Here is a 15488-nt window from a genome sequence, read left to right as displayed (position 1 = left end):
TTTTTTTATTTTATTTCAAACTGCGCTCCTTAAAACTTAACATTCCCAGACCTTCCGAGGAAAAACCACTTTCCCTTATATTTCACAAAACTCACCTCCGCCCCACCATCTGTAATCTCCACCGCATCATCAATTACGCTACCATCGTTCCGGAACTGATAAAAGCCTCTCACAATCAAGTTTTGGTTATCGTAATTGCTATTTACCACCGTGATTAACTGCCCGCTATAGCCTTTACTTGCATCCAACGTCGTGTCAATAAATTTTGAATTATGATGTAAAAACACTCGCCAATTCCAATCTGACATACCACCATCGAACGTTCCGTCAATAACTCGTGTAGATACACTATGCAACATACTCATCCCTTGAGCATACAAGGCGTACTTCGCATAACTGTCAAGACTCCCGTAAGGTTTATAATATTGACTTCCGAGAAACAACGCCACGGAGTTCGTAGCATCAAATTCAGGGGCAGAACCCTTCCCGTCCTTTAAATAGCCTAGAACAGGCGCTCCTCCTAAACCCTCTCCGGGAAGAGCTCCAATATTCACCACCGCACCATCATCCCGGTCAAACCTGATATTTGAATTGGTAAGTAGCACACATTTTCCCCTGAGGAAGCCGCCTTCAATCATAAATTCCCCAATTTGATTCGTACTCCCAAGTTGAAAAACAGGCTTATCCTCGTTACCATTAACAACTCCTTTCAATCCCCAATCGTTCGCATCCTTGTAATTCATTGTCACATAATTCTTAGCATCTTTTCGAACAAGGACAGTTCCACCGAAAAAAGCATCTCCCGTTTGAGCATCTATGGAAAAGGTTAAATCACCATTCTTCATTCCGAATAATCCCGTCTGCATCACTCCATTAACCTCTATCATATCCCGGCCAAACATCACCCCGGTAAATTTGCCACTACTCTCTTTTTTCCCGGCAACCATCCGGGGAGAAATGATTAATTCTCTCCCGACATCGGTTTTGTTCCCGTTCCACTCCTCAATCCAATCCAACAAATTCGCATCAATCCCATCCTTCCCGTCCGCAATCACCGGCACCCGTTCCCGATCCAGCACCGTGCTACCCTCGTAGAGCGTGAATTCGATCCAAGTGGCACTGCCCACGCTTACCGCACCCGTGTAGTCGGTCAGGTTGCCGTCCGATAGCTGGTACTTCAATGTTTTCTCCGTGGTGACGTACGGGGCGGAATTGCCGATCTGCTTCAACTTCTCGCAACTGATCGAGGCGGGAGTGAATGTTCCCGTTTTATCCTTAACGATCACGTCCGCAGAAGGGCGCACGCTGTAAACCACGGCGGGTTCCCCGTTTGGTCCCGGGTAGGCTTTCGACAGGCTGTACACGGCCGTCAACGAGGCGTACCCCCTTTTCGTCGCTGTCACCGTCACCGACCCGCTATCTTCCGTCAACCCGGTCACCGTGATCGCCCCCGTGGAAGCATTCACCGATCCTGTACAACCGGAAAAACTGCCCGAGAAACTCCAAGCCCCGTCCAGCGCAGTCCCCACGTACACTTTAGCCGTTGATCCCGGAATACTCCCCGTCACGACACCCTCCGTGTCACAAGTCACCGAGGCATTCTCGTTCGTCAGGTCCATGTACACTGCATCCGATCCCCCGTACAATCTCGTCAGGGTAAACAACTTCAAGAAGACCTCTTTTCCCTCGCAATTCACCTCGATCTCCACGGTGGCCTTGTCCACCATGATCTTCGTGATCGTCAACACGCCATCCGCGAAAACATACTCGCACCCCTTCGCCGTCAACGCCACCGCATACTCACCCTCTCCGGGCGTCTCCGCGTAAGTCAATGCCCCGGCCTTATACGCCTGAATCCGGGTCTGAATCTTAAACCGGGAAACCACCACCGTATCATTCCCCGCCTTCACCAGCTCCTCCCCATCCACCACGTTCACGATGTCATAAAGCGACGAATCAATCTTCCCCTCACTGTCCACCGCCACTACCGCGTCGTAAGTCGTCAACAACACCGTGTAACCGTTCTCCCCTTTCAATTCCTCCCGTTGCCCGTCCGTGAACTCTAGGTGTCCCTTCATGTAAATATTATTCAGGTAAGCCGAGTAGCCCTCCATCGAAACACCCCCGACGTGCAGTCCCGACAAATCCCCGAACTGCATGGCAATGTTCCGTTCGGGATCGACCTCCCACGTGGCCACTCCCGTCAGGTAACGCTTGTACGTCCTTGTTGAATAGGCCGAAGCCCGCCGGGTCTTGTCCGTGAAATTCCCGTACACGGCAAACTTCATCGCCGGGCAGGGATGCACGCTCGTGCCGGGTTTCAACTCGTAGCGGAACTTCCCGTTCCCCACGATCTCCGTCGGCGTGAAATAAACCGTCGAAAACCCGGCCATCGTCAGGAACCCGCAACAGTCCACCCGGTTCCCGTCAGCATTCCCTGTGAGGTTATGGAATATTCCCCGGCAAATATCATTCACGTGCAGCCCCGCCAATTCCCCTTCTTCTAATTTCAGGGTCACCACCCGGTTTGCCGTGTCCACGCTCTCCACCGTGCCGTAGGCGATGGAGTTCCACAACTCCCCGCTGACCACATCCACCCGGTTAAACCGCAATTCCGGCACTTCAAGGAACTCCCGCAACGTCAATCCCGTCATCTCGGCGTACCCGTTCTCGTCCATCCTCACCCCGCTGCCGCCGATCATCCCGGGGATGAATGTCCCGACTTCCAGGTTCTTGAACACCACGTCACTCCCCGTCTTCACGGCTTGATCCATATAGTCGTCGAACGTATGCGTGTTCCATCTTGCGGCATCAGGCACTTGGGCCACCGTCTTGATCTGCCACCCGTCCGCATCCCACACGATGGCCTCCCCGTCGGTCATCTCGTCGGCCAACCGTCCGAAATTACGGGTCGTCCACTCCCGCGTGGCGTTAACGGCATTCAACACCTCGCTCCGGTCCAGTTCTATACTGCTCTTCACCTCTTGGATCTTCGCCGTCAAGGCATCCTCTAGGCTCACCTCTAGGTAATTCGACACCTCGCACGTCAGCTTACCCGTGTGCAACTGCTTTTTCACCGAGGTCAGCCGCAATCGCTGCACCGTCTCCATCCCGGGAACAACAATCCCCACGACATCCCCCGGGTTGAACACGATCCCCTTCTCCCGCACGTAGCGGTAATCTACATCTAGGTTATACTTCACCCGCAAACTCGAATGCGCCCGTATCCACTTGCGTCCTTTCTCCGCCAGCAACGCCTCCGCCGTGCGGACATACGCCTCCGGCAACGTGATCCCCGTGAACGTGAACTTGTCGCCCACCTGCACCCGCCACGTGGCGTTGGGGATCATCGATCGTTTCCCATCGTCCCCCGCAGGGGCCATCTCGTCCTCCTGCGGGATCAGCTTCAACGTCCGCACCAACCCACCGTCACACGTGAAAGAGAACGCCTTCCCCGTCAGGTCACCCGACAGGAAGTTCACCCGTCCCTCCTTGCCGATGACCACCTCTTTCAAGCTGAAATCAATGGCATTACAGGTCAATGTCAACCCGTCCTCCCCGATCGTGTCCACGCTCCCCGTGAACGAGGGTTTCACGTCGTCGAAATAGACCTCCCGTTCCACCAGTTTCGGGTACTCCTCCCGGTTCTCGAAATAAGGGATATATTTATCCGAATCCCGTTCCCGGGGACAGAGACGCTCCACCAGTCCTTTCCGGTAGCCAACCGGTAGATTTTCCGTGCTACCGTAAACGTATGCCCGGGTCACCGTGTTGTCGGTATCCACGTTCTGCCGTTGCAACGTGTAAAGCCCTTTCCCCCGTCCCTGCTCGAACACGAGGCTCGTGGCGTTTTCCACCCGTTCGTAGAACGCGATCGTCCGGTCACGAACCACGTATTCCACCCCGAACTCGTCCGCCAAGCGGTTCAGCACATCCCGGCACGTCGTGTTGTCGAAACTGAGATTCTTCCGCTCCGTCACCACCGTCACCGGGTGATCGCCCTTGTCCGTGGCCCACGTCCACCCCGGGTCGAAATCGTCCCGGTTAATATTCATCAGCAAAAGCTCCACGAAATCGTTCAACGTCCCCGACAACGAGAAGCGGCTCAGTCCCTGCACGTCCGAGATATAAATCTTGTCCAGCAAATTGTACAGGGGACTTTCCAACACCAAGTCATACCGGAACTCCACCGCCGAGGCCTTCACGAGGTCGGGCGCCCGGTTGATCGTGTAACTACTACCCTCCAAGCGGGCATAATCGCCCACCCGAAGATCGAGCGGCTCGCTCACGGTCACGCTCAACGTCACCTCGTCCGCCCCCATCAACGTTCTTTCCAACGTGGCGTTGTCATCCGGGACACTCGCCACGAGCGTCTCTTCCTTATTGATCTTCCGATAAATTTCGATCATATTCTATCACGTTTAAAGTAAATTTCACCACCCCGTCACTCACGATACTCACGCTAAAACCGTCCTTCACGAACACGCCTCGCTCCCGTCCGTTCGCCAAACGCAACACCCGAACCCCGGGCAGCCGCCACAAGGCATGGAACTGCCTCATCCTCGCCCCAACTTCCTTCAAATTCCCTGCCCGCATCACGCACTCTAGCGAGAGCGCCGGATTTTCCCGGAAAGCCGTGTTCAGGTAAGGGGCCGTCGTGCTTACCTCTATCCGTTTCGGGACTTTCAGGTCGCCTTTCACCGCCGTCACCGTTATTCCGAAATCCCGGGCCAGATTGAAGTCGTCCACCCTGATATTCCCGTCCCCGCTTCCCGCAAGGGTCAACTCCTCGAACTCCACGTGCGGCTCCCGAAACTTCAGATCGAGTTTCAGCAACTTGTCGTCCACCCGTTCCACGCCAACCTCATCCGCCATCACCACGTCGAAATTCCCCAACTCCGTCCCCAATCGCCGACAAGCCACTGCCGCCTCCCGGAAACGCTCCATGTTCGCCGCATCCGCCATCACGAACTTCAACCCGATCGTCCGCCCGTCATATTCCAAGTCCTTCCCGTCAAGATAAGGTTCCACCCCGTCGCCCCAGTTCCGCTCGATCTCCCCCTTGCGCTTCGGGAAATCGAACAACCCGCTCACCGCCACGCCACCATCACCCCGCATGGGCAACACGCCGTAAGCGGTCACATCAATCGTATCAAACTTATAAATCATACGTTTCCTTGTTTTTATGTACCACCTTCGCGTAACCGTCCCCGTCCGCCACCGCCGTGGCCCGGGCGTACAGGTTCACCACCACTTTCGACTCGCCCTCGCAATGCACCTCTACCGCCGCATCATCCAGCGCATCCACCATCACGAAAGCATGATCCCTCGCCCGAATCACCACCCGCGAATCATGCTTCACGTACAGGCGGCTCACCGCGTACTTCTCCACGCCACACTCCGCCTCGCACGTCCCCAGCAACACGGCATTTCCCCCCGCAATCTCCACCCGTTCGTCAATATAAATTCCTCTCTCGTGTAACATCCCGTCAAAATGCTCCTTCAAATACTCCTTTGTCGGGAAATTCTTCGCCAGACAAAAATCTATCCGATCCCAATAGCACTGCAACATCTCCTCCTTATCCCCCGCCGCCGCCAGTTGCGCCATCCCGTCAGCACATCCCTGTACCAACCCGGCTCCCGCCAACAATTCTTCCTTTAAAAACACCATATTAATTTTAAATTTTAGATTTTAAATTTTAGATCCTATCGATTAAGTGATTTAATGATTTTCGATTAAGTGATTTTAATCACCCAATCATCGAATCGGCAATCACGGAATCTTTTTCATTCTAAATTTCCTTTATCTTTCATCTTTTAGTCTTTATCTTTTAGTTTTTATCTTTCATCTCCCCCTCCCCGCATACCCCCTCGTGTTCCGGTCGATTGATTCCAAGTGCTGGTTCACCCGTCCAAGTTCGTGCATCGTGGCTGTCGTGCTTTGGGCGGTTACTCGGGTATTCACCGCGATCTCGTTCTGTAACTCGATCATTTGCGTCATGTTAAAAGGAGATTCCGGTACGGTCACAGTCCCCGTCAACAACCAATCCCGGATGGCCCGCACGTCCGAGGCCGTCATGTTCCAAAGTCCCACGAGCTGACTCGCCGTACCTTCCGTCATAGCCGCCTGCAATTGCCCGGTCACCTCCTGCACCCGACTCGACATATCCTTGTTCACCACCAGCCCCATATCGGTCATCATCTGCACCCACTCTTTGCTCTGGGCACTGATCGAGGACATACTCGACTCTAAAAGTCCCTTGATTTGCCGGATCTCCCCGGTACTGAAATTAACTCCTTCCTCCGATTCCTCGGCTGTAAACCTCTCCGCCGCATCGAACACAGGTTGTAACGATTTTTGAATTAACTTCATCGACAATTGTTTTGCAAGCATATTCTTAATCAAGGTATCAACCTTGCCCTGCATGATAGCGTCAATACCTTCGGTTCCCTGCGAGAAGGCATCCACCAGAGTTGAACCCAACTGGGAAGCAAATGACTTCAAATCAGTCGTCATCAATTCATCGATAATATTTTGTTTCGAATCCGCGATCTGATTCTCCAAGCTAGTGATCGCCTTTTTATACTCCTCTATTTTCCCCTTATCTTTTTTCTTCCTCTTCTTACTATCCTCCGCCCTTAACTGCCCCTCGACTTCAATTTTCTGCTTTTCCAAATTAGCAATCTGATCCACCTTCGTTTCGTACTCTTCCGTACCCAATGCTTGACTTGCAGCCCGGGCCAACCCATCATATTCCGTCTTTAATTTCTTCAGGTTCTCCGCGTGCTTTTTGATCTCTTTATCCGCTTTCTTCGTTTTGAAATCGAACAATTTCGTGGCACTCGTGATCATCCCCACTCCCCCGCTAATTATACACGAAACATCACCTGACACCAACCCTTTCGCCATATTCCCCATCCCGGAAACCATCCCGCTAACCTGATCGAAAGTTGCCTGCGCCTCCTTACTCATCCCAAAAGCCCCTCCTATTTGACTAATACCAGATAAAGCTTGAGTAGCAATGGCGGAGCATTCGCCAAGGGATTTTCCCAGTTTCTCCCATTTACCTTTAGTCATTTCAACCCCACTCCCCATACTTCTAAACAAATCCGACATTGAATCTTTCAATCTTTTAAAAGGTCCCTCATCTTCTACTGGTAAAACAACTTTATTCAATTTTTCCAATAACTCCTTTTTTGTATCTGCAGTCAGTTTCCCTGCTAAAGCCAACTGCTCTACTTCTTTTTTCAAAGTCGTAATCAAATCCTCAGTATTTTTTGTCGTTAACTGACCTACAACCGCCCAAATTACCTCCCATCCCTGAGGTAATTTCAACATCTTATCCCGCAAAGCCTCAATACTGGCCGTCTCTTCATTCCGGACGATCGTCATTGATTCTCGAATACGTACAATCTCACCCTCCACTGATGTCCGAAGTTGAGTAACTTGCAATTCCATAATCTCCCGGTTTGCCTTATCTTGAATCGCCTTTAGATCATCAGCAAACTTTTGATAGATAACCCGAAGACGCTCCAACTCTTTTTTATTGTCTTCTATACCTCCTAATGACATAAGCAAAACGCTTTCTTCATCAGAAGGATTTGTTGTAGATACACCCAATGCCAAGTTCATGGCACTTTCTTTGTCTATAATTCCCATAAGATTCTATATTTAGCATTATTCTTTTCTATTAAAATATGAGATCCTCCATTTTTTCTCATTTTTCCAAAGAGAAATGCAAATATTTTAGTTACAGGATTACAACAAATCAACAATATCACTATTTTGCAATATAATCAATTTATTATTCCATAATTATAGACATCAAATTGAAATATTAACTACCTTTGTTATAATAAAAAGAGAAGTAACATGAAATCAATTCTTTTATTTTTAGTCTTCTTTATATTCACATTTACAAGATCAGAGGCACAACCTGTAAAGGATCAAAAAGCAATATACATGACTTATGGGTGCTGCATTAAACGTGAAAATGCAGAAAATTTTAATTATGAAGACAATAACATAAAATTTAATATACGACCAGAGTTAACATGGTGTGAAATTAAAATAGAAAATAAGACTCATCAAGAAATGACAATTTTATGGGATAAAGCTTTATTTGTCGTTAACGAGCAAAGTGCAAGCTTTATGTATTATCTTAATTTAGATTGCATATCTTTCCTGTCTTCAGAAGAAATCATCGCACCACATTCCTATATTGAGAAAGAATGTACTAACACGACATTAAGAGGACGCTTTATTCTTGATAATCGCATCATCAAAAAAACAGGAGAGGATTATTATATCCGCTTAATAATTCCGATTGAAGTGAATGGTGAAGTGAAAAAATACGACTTTAAATATAGAGTATCCCTCATCAACGCAAAGAAACAGCAAAAATACAAGGAGAAAAGGCAAAAGAAAATCATGAAAGAACTTGAAAAAGTCATAAAGCAACATCAAGAATAGTAATTCTAATCCAAAACGTATATTTCGTCCCCGCTGACGCTCGAAGTTGAGCGGCTTGCAATTCCATAATCTCCCGGTTTGCCTTATCGTGAATCGCCTTCAAATCATCTGCGAACTTCTGGTAAATACCCCGAAGACGTTCCAACTCTTTTTTACTATCTTCAATATCCCCTAACGGCATAAGCGAAACACTTTCCTCGTCAGAAGAATTTGTTGTAGATACTCCCATGACCAAGTTCATGGCACTTTCTTTGTCTATAATTCCCATATTGTTCCATTATTATCGTTACTCTTTTCTATTAAAATATGAGATCCTCCATTTTTTCTCATTTTTCCTAAGAGAAATGCAAATATTTTAGTCACACGATCACAACAAATCAACAATACCACTATTTTGCAATACAATCAATTTATTAATTCATAAATTACAGATTTCAAATTGGAATATTCACTACCTTTGCATAAATAAAACAAAAGGAACATAACATGAAATCATTTTTTATATTTCTAATTTTATTCTCGGTTACATCCTTAACAACTGAAGCACAACTAGTAAATAATAAAAAAGCAACTTATAGGGAAACAGATTGTTACATTGAACGGATAAATGCAGAGACGTTTAATCACGAAGATCAGGACATCAAGTTCAAAATTATTTCTAGCACTTACTCCAAGTGGACAATTTCCATTGAAAATAAGACAAAAAATGATATGATTGTTTACTGGCGGGATTGTTCATTCGTGGTCAATAAAATAAGTGGAAGTATCTTATTCGTTAGCTCGAAAGATTTTTCTCTTGAATATTATCCACCTTACGAAGAAAAAATTGCTCCCGAATCAATATTGGGTGAAACGTATTTTACTCATAATAAACGAGAATACATCATTGACCCTAAAATCATAAAAAAAACGGGTGAAGATTATTACATTCGTTTAATAATCCCGATTGAAGTGAATGGTGAACTAAAAAAATATGATTTTAAATACAGGATATATCTTGCCAATGCAGAGAAACAGCAAAAATACAAGGAGAAAAGGCAAAAGAAAATCATGAAAACAATTACAAAAATCATAAAAAAACGTCAAACACAGTAAGTCCATTCCTGAATACGTGTAATTTCACCCTCCGCTGACGCTCGAAGTTGAGCAGCTTGCAATTCCATAATCTCCCGGTTCGCCTTATCATGAATCGCCTTCAAATCATCCGCAAACTTTTGGTAGATACCCCGAAGACGTTCCAACTCTTTTTTACTATCTTCAATATCTCCTAACGGCATAAGCGAAACACGTTCCTCCTCAGAAGAATTTGTGGTGGTTACTCCTAACGCCAAGTTCATGGCACTTTCTTTGTCTATAATTCCCATATTATACCATTGTTATCGTTATTCTTTTCTATTAAAATATGAGATACACCATTTTTTCTCATATTTTCAAAAAGAAATGCAAATCTTTTAACTGCATTACTACAACAAATCGACAATATTACTATTTTGCATTATTATCAATTTATTATTTCATAATTACACATATCAAATTAAAATATTCACTACCTTTGTATAAATAAAACAAAAGGGGCATAACATGAAATCATTTTTTATATTTCTAATCTTATTCTCGGTTACATCCTTGAAGTCTGAAGCTCAACTAGCAAAGAATAAAGCTGTATATAAATATATCGTACGGGATTGTTATATTGAACGTGAAGAGGCTGACGATTTAGACTATGAAGATAAGGATATCAAATTCGAAATCATTCCAGATCATTATTCCATTTGGACAATTTCCATTGAAAACAAGACAAAAAATGATATGATTGTTTACTGGCGAGATTGTTCGTTCGTAGCTTGTAAAATAAGTGGAAGTATTCTATTTGTCAATAAAAAAGATCTTTCTCTTAAATATTATCCACCTTACAAAGAAAAAATTGCTCCCGAATCAATATTTAGTGAAACATATTTTGCTCATAATAAAGTAACAAGCCTCATTAACCCTAAAATCATAAAAATAACAGGTGAAGATTATTACATCCGTTTAATCATCCCGATTGAAGTCAATGGTGAACTAAAAAAATACGATTTTAAATACAGGATATATCTTGCCAACGCTGAGAAACAACAAAAATACAAGGAGAAAAGGCAAAAGAAAATCATGAAAGAACTTGAAAAAGTCATAAAGCAACATCAAGAATAGTAATTCTAATCCGGAACGGTAGTATCCAAAATTTTGCAAATAATAAATCAGAAATATGGTCATAATCAACCTTTAATGGTACATTCTAAAAAATAAAGATTCAAATTTTATTGATTTTTAACTCGCTTGGACAAATGCCATCAGTTTCTGTGGGTATTATTTCACTAACCTGAATTTGATTTAGCTAAATATCCAACAAAGCATCTATTCGATTTTCGTAATTTGTTGTCTTCTCTATAAACTCATCAAGATTGATAACAAGAGAATCAAGTTTACAGAATAAAGTATGCTTGTTCATTATTACCTTATATCCATCATTGAATTCAGATATAACAACACTTCCTTTATACTTAAAACCTTCAACAGAAAAACAAATATAGGACTCTTTGATACAAATGTTTGATAGCCCCCACGAGGCCACTATTATGTTTTGGTTTAATAATGTCAATAGTGCTTGACGAATTGAATTACTTAATTTCATGCTTGCTATATTTAATAATTTTAGGCATCAAAATTACTAAATAAGATAATTAAAACAAAACTTTATCTTACATTTAATATATTGCAAATTAAAAATTAGTATTTCTAGCAATATAATTATTAACTTTGTATCCTAATTCACTAAAAAATGGATTTGAGATTAAAGGAAATACTTGCCCAAAGAGGAATTACACTAAAAGAGTTCGCTCAAAGTTCTGGTATTAGCCAGTCAAATTTGAGCAATTATCTCAATGGAAATATCTCACCGACTTTAGACACTCTAAAGAAAATCGCCACGAATTTGAACGTGGATGTGGTTGAACTTTTTCGTGAAAAGGATGAAGTTGAGATTTATGCAAAGTATGATGGGATTTTATATCCAATCAACAAAAGTGATATTTTAGACATAATTTCAAAAAAGAGTAAATAATGAGCGTCAATCATATAGAATTAAGCCTAGAGGAAATCCGGCATTATTTAGAAGGGTCTAATATAAACGTATTCGTTTTTTTAGACAATACGAAAGCAAGTGAATTCTATATTCGTACACAATTTATTCAAGATGATGATTTTTCTTGGACAACAATTGTGCCATATATTTATAGAAGGACTGGACTCGAGTTAAAGAACGAAAAGGATATTGCAGATTATTTGAGGTCTGTCAAAAAATACTTTACAAAGGATTGGATGGATTCTTGGGTAAAAAAAGAAAAAAAAGAGTGTCTTGCAGACATAGAGGCTAAAAAAAAGCAAAATGCAGACAAAGAAGCACGTGGGAAAAAAGCGAGTGAGATAGTTACCCCGTACGTGTTGCTTCCTCTTTTTAGCTTGAAGGAATGTAATAATAAAACAGAGTTGCCTCCAAACCCTAATCTGCAAAGGAGATTGCAATCTTTGAAGGATAGTGGTTACACCATAGCTATCGTACAGTATGGTAGAGAAAAAACAACAAGTACGTTGTTGCCTTTCCCTAAATATAAAGAAATGGGGTATGAAACCTTTACCAAACAGTTTAAGGCAAGAGTCATCCGTCTATTAAAACAAAGAAATGCTTTTGAAGCAAGAGAAACATCAGCAAAATCCTTAATACCAGACCATAAATTTTCAGAAGTAAGATGGGACAAAGAAACCAAAGCTGAAAATTCTATGGAAATGACAGATGCGCAAATAATAGAAAAATTCCAACTCTTGGACAATCAAAGAAATCAACAAAAACGTGAGGTCTGTAGAAATTGTTTCCAGAAAGGTATAAGAGGTACCATATATGGTATTAATTATTTTTATGAAGGAACAGAACGATGGAATTCCCAAATACCGACTGTAGGTAAAGCTGCTGAAAAAGGTTGTAAAGGTTGTCCTTGGTATGATATTGAATTATGGCGTAAAATGATTAATAAGAAAGTGTAAGTATGCCCATACATAATTTTGGAAGTGTTTGTTCTGGTATTGAAGCTGCAAGTTTTACTCTTACACCTTTAGGAGTAAATCCCTTGTGGCTATCTGAAATAGCAGAATACCCGAAGAGATTTTTAGAGCTACAATACCCGGAACATCCAAATCTTGGAGATATGACCAATATCCCCGAGATGATTCAAAATGCCCAAATCCCGACTCCGGACTTATTGGTAGGCGGAACCCCTTGTCAAGCCTTTTCTCTTGCTGGATGGCGGAATGGGGTCAATGACGAAAGAGGTCAACTTACTCTTAAATACATTGATATAATTGATGCTATAGATGAAAAACGAGAGGAATGTGGAGAAGGACGTGCCGTCTTTTTCTGGGAAAACGTGGAAGGTGCATTAACGGATAAAACCAACGCATTTGGATGCTTTTTAGCCGGATTGGCAGGCCTTGACGAGCCTGTAAAAGTGTCAAAATTTAAATCATCAGGCATTCTTCATGGTCCTATTAGAAATATAGCTTGGAGAGTTCTTGATGCCAAGTATTTTGGCGTACCACAACAACGTAAAAGGGTTTATGTATTAGGTGGCGGTCTTGACTTTCATCCCGAAAATGTCCTATTCGAAATAGGACATCAATTTCAAGACCCTTACAAATTGCGAGAACCTCGCCAACAAGTAGTAATGAATTTATTTGGCGAACAAGAACCAGAGATAAATCAGGATGTAATTCGTGAACTTCGTAGAGAAATAAATGGTCATGACATTGAAGTTTTCAGATGTTACTCTGACTGCTTATATGCAGCATACGGTACAAAATGGAATGGCAATGCGGCTGCCTTCAATGGCTCTTTGTTTATTTCTCAAAATGGTCGACTAAGACGCCTTACTCCTATTGAGTGTGAAAGACTTATGGGTTTTCCTGATGATTATACAGCCATTGCTAGCCCTCGTTTAACCAATAGATATCAAGCAACAGGAAATTCTTGGGCTGTACCTGTAATCAGATGGATAATGAACAGATTACTGGCAGAGGTAAATGATAATAACCATATAGCTCATATTGAATTACCAACTCCAAGTATTATAAATGAAAATTACACTCTATACTTGCTTGACGAATTCACATATGTTGGAGGACAATATCTAAATGCATCTACTTCGTGCTATGATTTTGTTCTAACCAATATGCTTGACATTGTAGATACTAACCCAGATGAAAAACTTTATATTTCCCAAGCTGGATGTGCAGGCATTCTAAGAAGGAAACGTGAACATAATGCAGGAATGAATCCAAGATTAGAAGTCGTATTAAAGAACTGCTCTCAATAAAGATTACAAACTATGAGCAAGAACGTCTCAACGGCAAATTGAAGAAATAATACAACCGAATGATGATAATAAAATTTCATTCGGCTGTAAAAAAAAAGTTGTGTAACTTCGCAACAAATCTTTATATTCTGTACATTTAAATAGTTATATCCGGCTTTTCGCATCCATATATTTCCTGTAACGTCGAGGTTCCCCGGTAGTGAAATCCACAAGTTCCACCCACTCGTATCCCTCATCTTCATCTTCGTCCCCGTATAGAATCCGGTTACGCTCGTTACACATATAAGTATATTCCTGTAACATACCCATGATCAAGGCATAACTACTGTTTAATGTCTGCTCGTGCGTGTAACCGAAAGCTTCCCTCACGTTCACGAGAAACATGAAACTACTTACTGGATTATCCAGCTTTTTAGATTTTTTCGGGCGGCTATGATCTCCGCCTCGTTCAACGGGCTCATGTTCTTTAGTGTCATGATAGATTTGTAAAAAGGGTTGTAGCCGACCCGAAACAGAACGGCATTCAACAAGATACGGGTGTCCTCCCACGTGCAATTATCCTTCAGCACTTCCCGGAACCATGCAGGAGGATCGCTTTTCTTATTGTGCAACCCAATACAAATGACGGAAAGAATAAGCTCATCATATTTTCCCATAACTTCCGGCACCCTCGGATCAAACGTCCCATCCCCGTTTCCCACGATCACCTCCAAATCCTCCGGATCAATAGCCAACAACAAAGGTTTCAACCGGAACCACGAACGCACGGTAAGCGGCGTAATCGTGATATATTTGTCCACCCGTTTTCCTTCCGGCACGGAATCGAGACACGCGAACTCGAAAGGAATACGAATTGTACTCTCACTAACGGTGTCGCTCTCTAACGCGATAATCTGTTTTATGCCCATGTACTAATTTTAGATCTTAAATTTTAAATTTAAGATTTTAGATTAAAAAAGCGTTGGCCTTGCGCAGCCGGAATCTCCTAATCTAAAATCACGAATCGTGAATTAAAAAAGGATGCCCCGGTATCGCTACTTTTGGCATCCTTTTACCGGTTTAGGCTTGTGGGTTCACAGTCTTCACCTCACGGATAAAGGACGGTTTCAAGCTTCCATCAGCGGCAATGGCCGATTGACGGGTCACTTTCACCAACAACAGATCGGTTTGTTCGCTGCCCGGTGCCTGGCTGATCTTGGCCGAAACAGCCCCGTTGACAATGGTGTACTCCACGTATTTCCCCTCGTAAGGCTGGGTGGCGATACAGAATGCTTTATTGATCGTCTCGACACTGTTGGGAGCCTCCCATTTATCACCGTTTTTTGTCCCGCCACAAAAAGTGACCAGCTCGTCAGTAGTCGGTGAAGGAATAGAAAACTCGATACTGTCGGCATCCCCCTTGCGGTTGATGATCGCTAGGGGATCTTCTCGCCCTTCCACCTCGATCTTCACTTGATTCGCATCGGCAAAATTAAACGCCACGGAACCTTTGTAAATATCTCGCAACCGGGTGTATGATGCCGGTACCACCCCGTTAACCGCTTCCCCGTAACCGATGGAAGCAACTCCAATTGCAATACTTCTTTCTGACATAATTTTTAAAATTAATGGTT

The 15488-nt window shown here is 43.6% G+C and carries 16 protein-coding genes; 6 read left to right on the top strand and 10 right to left on the bottom strand.

The genetic code is table 11. The annotated features are described in order from the left end of the window. Positions 1-29: 29 nt before the first annotated feature. From R8806_RS00460 to R8806_RS00445, 4 genes are all read right to left on the bottom strand, one after another. The gene (locus R8806_RS00460) at positions 30-4409 is read right to left on the bottom strand and encodes a hypothetical protein (protein ID WP_151412121.1); all 4380 of its coding nucleotides are present in this window, start codon (positions 4407-4409) and stop codon (positions 30-32) included. Continuing rightward, positions 4381-5169, bottom strand: coding sequence for a hypothetical protein (locus tag R8806_RS00455; RefSeq protein WP_124317811.1), 789 nt, complete (start codon positions 5167-5169; stop codon positions 4381-4383). Before R8806_RS00455 ends, R8806_RS00460 begins: the two co-directional genes overlap by 29 nt. Further along, positions 5159-5671, bottom strand: coding sequence for a hypothetical protein (locus R8806_RS00450; protein WP_151412120.1), 513 nt, complete (start codon positions 5669-5671; stop codon positions 5159-5161). Before R8806_RS00450 ends, R8806_RS00455 begins: the two co-directional genes overlap by 11 nt. A 174-nt stretch (positions 5672-5845) precedes the next feature. After that, the gene (locus tag R8806_RS00445) at positions 5846-7660 is read right to left on the bottom strand and encodes a hypothetical protein (RefSeq protein ID WP_124318373.1); all 1815 of its coding nucleotides are present in this window, start codon (positions 7658-7660) and stop codon (positions 5846-5848) included. Between the two features lie 213 nt (positions 7661-7873). Between R8806_RS00445 and R8806_RS00440 the strand changes: the two genes are divergently transcribed. Next, positions 7874-8473 (top strand): hypothetical protein, encoded by a 600-nt coding sequence (locus R8806_RS00440; protein WP_151412119.1) that lies wholly within the window; start codon positions 7874-7876, stop codon positions 8471-8473. Here the strand turns inward: R8806_RS00440 and R8806_RS00435 are convergent. Further along, complete coding sequence (locus R8806_RS00435) at positions 8451-8741, bottom strand: hypothetical protein (protein WP_124318471.1); 291 nt, start codon at positions 8739-8741, stop codon at positions 8451-8453. The two genes, R8806_RS00440 and R8806_RS00435, sit on opposite strands and share 23 nt — an antisense overlap. Before the next feature lie 218 nt (positions 8742-8959). On the opposite strand from R8806_RS00435, the gene R8806_RS00430 reads away from it, so the two are divergent. Then, positions 8960-9568, top strand: a complete 609-nt coding sequence (locus tag R8806_RS00430) for a hypothetical protein (protein WP_151412118.1) — start codon at positions 8960-8962, stop codon at positions 9566-9568. Here the strand turns inward: R8806_RS00430 and R8806_RS00425 are convergent. Further along, positions 9556-9837: a hypothetical protein gene (locus R8806_RS00425; RefSeq protein WP_124318501.1), complete on the bottom strand. Its 282-nt coding sequence runs from the start codon at positions 9835-9837 to the stop codon at positions 9556-9558. The genes R8806_RS00430 and R8806_RS00425 overlap by 13 nt on opposite strands. 217 nt (positions 9838-10054) lie before the next feature. On the opposite strand from R8806_RS00425, the gene R8806_RS00420 reads away from it, so the two are divergent. Continuing rightward, positions 10055-10663 carry a hypothetical protein gene (locus R8806_RS00420; protein WP_124318446.1) on the top strand — a complete coding sequence of 203 codons (609 nt, stop codon included), beginning with the start codon at positions 10055-10057 and terminating at the stop codon, positions 10661-10663. Between the two features lie 184 nt (positions 10664-10847). On the opposite strand, the gene R8806_RS00415 is transcribed toward R8806_RS00420, so the two are convergent. After that, the gene (locus tag R8806_RS00415; RefSeq protein WP_151412117.1) at positions 10848-11144 is read right to left on the bottom strand and encodes a hypothetical protein; all 297 of its coding nucleotides are present in this window, start codon (positions 11142-11144) and stop codon (positions 10848-10850) included. Between the two features lie 147 nt (positions 11145-11291). On the opposite strand from R8806_RS00415, the gene R8806_RS00410 reads away from it, so the two are divergent. Genes R8806_RS00410 through R8806_RS00400 form a run of 3 tightly spaced genes read left to right on the top strand, consistent with a single transcriptional unit; the run spans position 11292 to position 13875 of the window. Next, a complete protein-coding gene (locus R8806_RS00410; RefSeq protein ID WP_118449657.1) occupies positions 11292-11573 on the top strand; it encodes a helix-turn-helix domain-containing protein in 282 nt (93 codons plus the stop codon). Then, positions 11573-12550 carry a hypothetical protein gene (locus tag R8806_RS00405; RefSeq protein ID WP_317715743.1) on the top strand — a complete coding sequence of 326 codons (978 nt, stop codon included), beginning with the start codon at positions 11573-11575 and terminating at the stop codon, positions 12548-12550. Before R8806_RS00410 ends, R8806_RS00405 begins: the two co-directional genes overlap by 1 nt. Positions 12551-12552: 2 nt before the next feature. Continuing rightward, positions 12553-13875, top strand: coding sequence for a DNA cytosine methyltransferase (locus R8806_RS00400; protein WP_118449661.1), 1323 nt, complete (start codon positions 12553-12555; stop codon positions 13873-13875). Positions 13876-14019: 144 nt separating this feature from the next. Here the strand turns inward: R8806_RS00400 and R8806_RS00395 are convergent, their stop codons facing one another. The 3 genes from R8806_RS00395 to R8806_RS00385 form a co-directional block, all read right to left on the bottom strand. Further along, complete coding sequence (locus tag R8806_RS00395) at positions 14020-14259, bottom strand: hypothetical protein (RefSeq protein ID WP_118449663.1); 240 nt, start codon at positions 14257-14259, stop codon at positions 14020-14022. Between the two features lie 8 nt (positions 14260-14267). Continuing rightward, positions 14268-14783, bottom strand: a complete 516-nt coding sequence (locus R8806_RS00390) for a hypothetical protein (protein WP_118449665.1) — start codon at positions 14781-14783, stop codon at positions 14268-14270. A 151-nt stretch (positions 14784-14934) separates the two neighbouring features. After that, positions 14935-15468 carry a hypothetical protein gene (locus R8806_RS00385; protein ID WP_151412116.1) on the bottom strand — a complete coding sequence of 178 codons (534 nt, stop codon included), beginning with the start codon at positions 15466-15468 and terminating at the stop codon, positions 14935-14937. Positions 15469-15488 lie beyond the last annotated feature (20 nt).

It is taken from the genome of Butyricimonas faecihominis, from assembly GCF_033096445.1.
GTDB lineage: Bacteria > Bacteroidota > Bacteroidia > Bacteroidales > Marinifilaceae > Butyricimonas > Butyricimonas faecihominis.
This window is presented reverse-complemented; position numbering and strand designations above follow the sequence as displayed.

Bases quoted from the DNA above. Each gene is read 5' to 3' on its own strand.
- R8806_RS00440 (WP_151412119.1), top strand. From the start codon at position 7,874: ATGAAATCAATTCTTTTATTTTTAGTCTTCTTTATATTCACATTTACA.
- R8806_RS00395 (WP_118449663.1), bottom strand. From the start codon at position 14,259: ATGTTTCTCGTGAACGTGAGGGAAGCTTTCGGTTACACGCACGAGCAG.
- R8806_RS00450 (WP_151412120.1), bottom strand. From the start codon at position 5,671: ATGGTGTTTTTAAAGGAAGAATTGTTGGCGGGAGCCGGGTTGGTACAG.
- R8806_RS00385 (WP_151412116.1), bottom strand. From the start codon at position 15,468: ATGTCAGAAAGAAGTATTGCAATTGGAGTTGCTTCCATCGGTTACGGG.
- R8806_RS00400 (WP_118449661.1), top strand. From the start codon at position 12,553: ATGCCCATACATAATTTTGGAAGTGTTTGTTCTGGTATTGAAGCTGCA.
- R8806_RS00435 (WP_124318471.1), bottom strand. From the start codon at position 8,741: ATGGGAATTATAGACAAAGAAAGTGCCATGAACTTGGTCATGGGAGTA.
- R8806_RS00445 (WP_124318373.1), bottom strand. From the start codon at position 7,660: ATGGGAATTATAGACAAAGAAAGTGCCATGAACTTGGCATTGGGTGTA.
- R8806_RS00410 (WP_118449657.1), top strand. From the start codon at position 11,292: ATGGATTTGAGATTAAAGGAAATACTTGCCCAAAGAGGAATTACACTA.
- R8806_RS00425 (WP_124318501.1), bottom strand. From the start codon at position 9,837: ATGGGAATTATAGACAAAGAAAGTGCCATGAACTTGGCGTTAGGAGTA.
- R8806_RS00405 (WP_317715743.1), top strand. From the start codon at position 11,573: ATGAGCGTCAATCATATAGAATTAAGCCTAGAGGAAATCCGGCATTAT.
- R8806_RS00460 (WP_151412121.1), bottom strand. From the start codon at position 4,409: ATGATCGAAATTTATCGGAAGATCAATAAGGAAGAGACGCTCGTGGCG.
- R8806_RS00430 (WP_151412118.1), top strand. From the start codon at position 8,960: ATGAAATCATTTTTTATATTTCTAATTTTATTCTCGGTTACATCCTTA.
- R8806_RS00420 (WP_124318446.1), top strand. From the start codon at position 10,055: ATGAAATCATTTTTTATATTTCTAATCTTATTCTCGGTTACATCCTTG.
- R8806_RS00455 (WP_124317811.1), bottom strand. From the start codon at position 5,169: ATGATTTATAAGTTTGATACGATTGATGTGACCGCTTACGGCGTGTTG.
- R8806_RS00415 (WP_151412117.1), bottom strand. From the start codon at position 11,144: ATGAAATTAAGTAATTCAATTCGTCAAGCACTATTGACATTATTAAAC.
- R8806_RS00390 (WP_118449665.1), bottom strand. From the start codon at position 14,783: ATGGGCATAAAACAGATTATCGCGTTAGAGAGCGACACCGTTAGTGAG.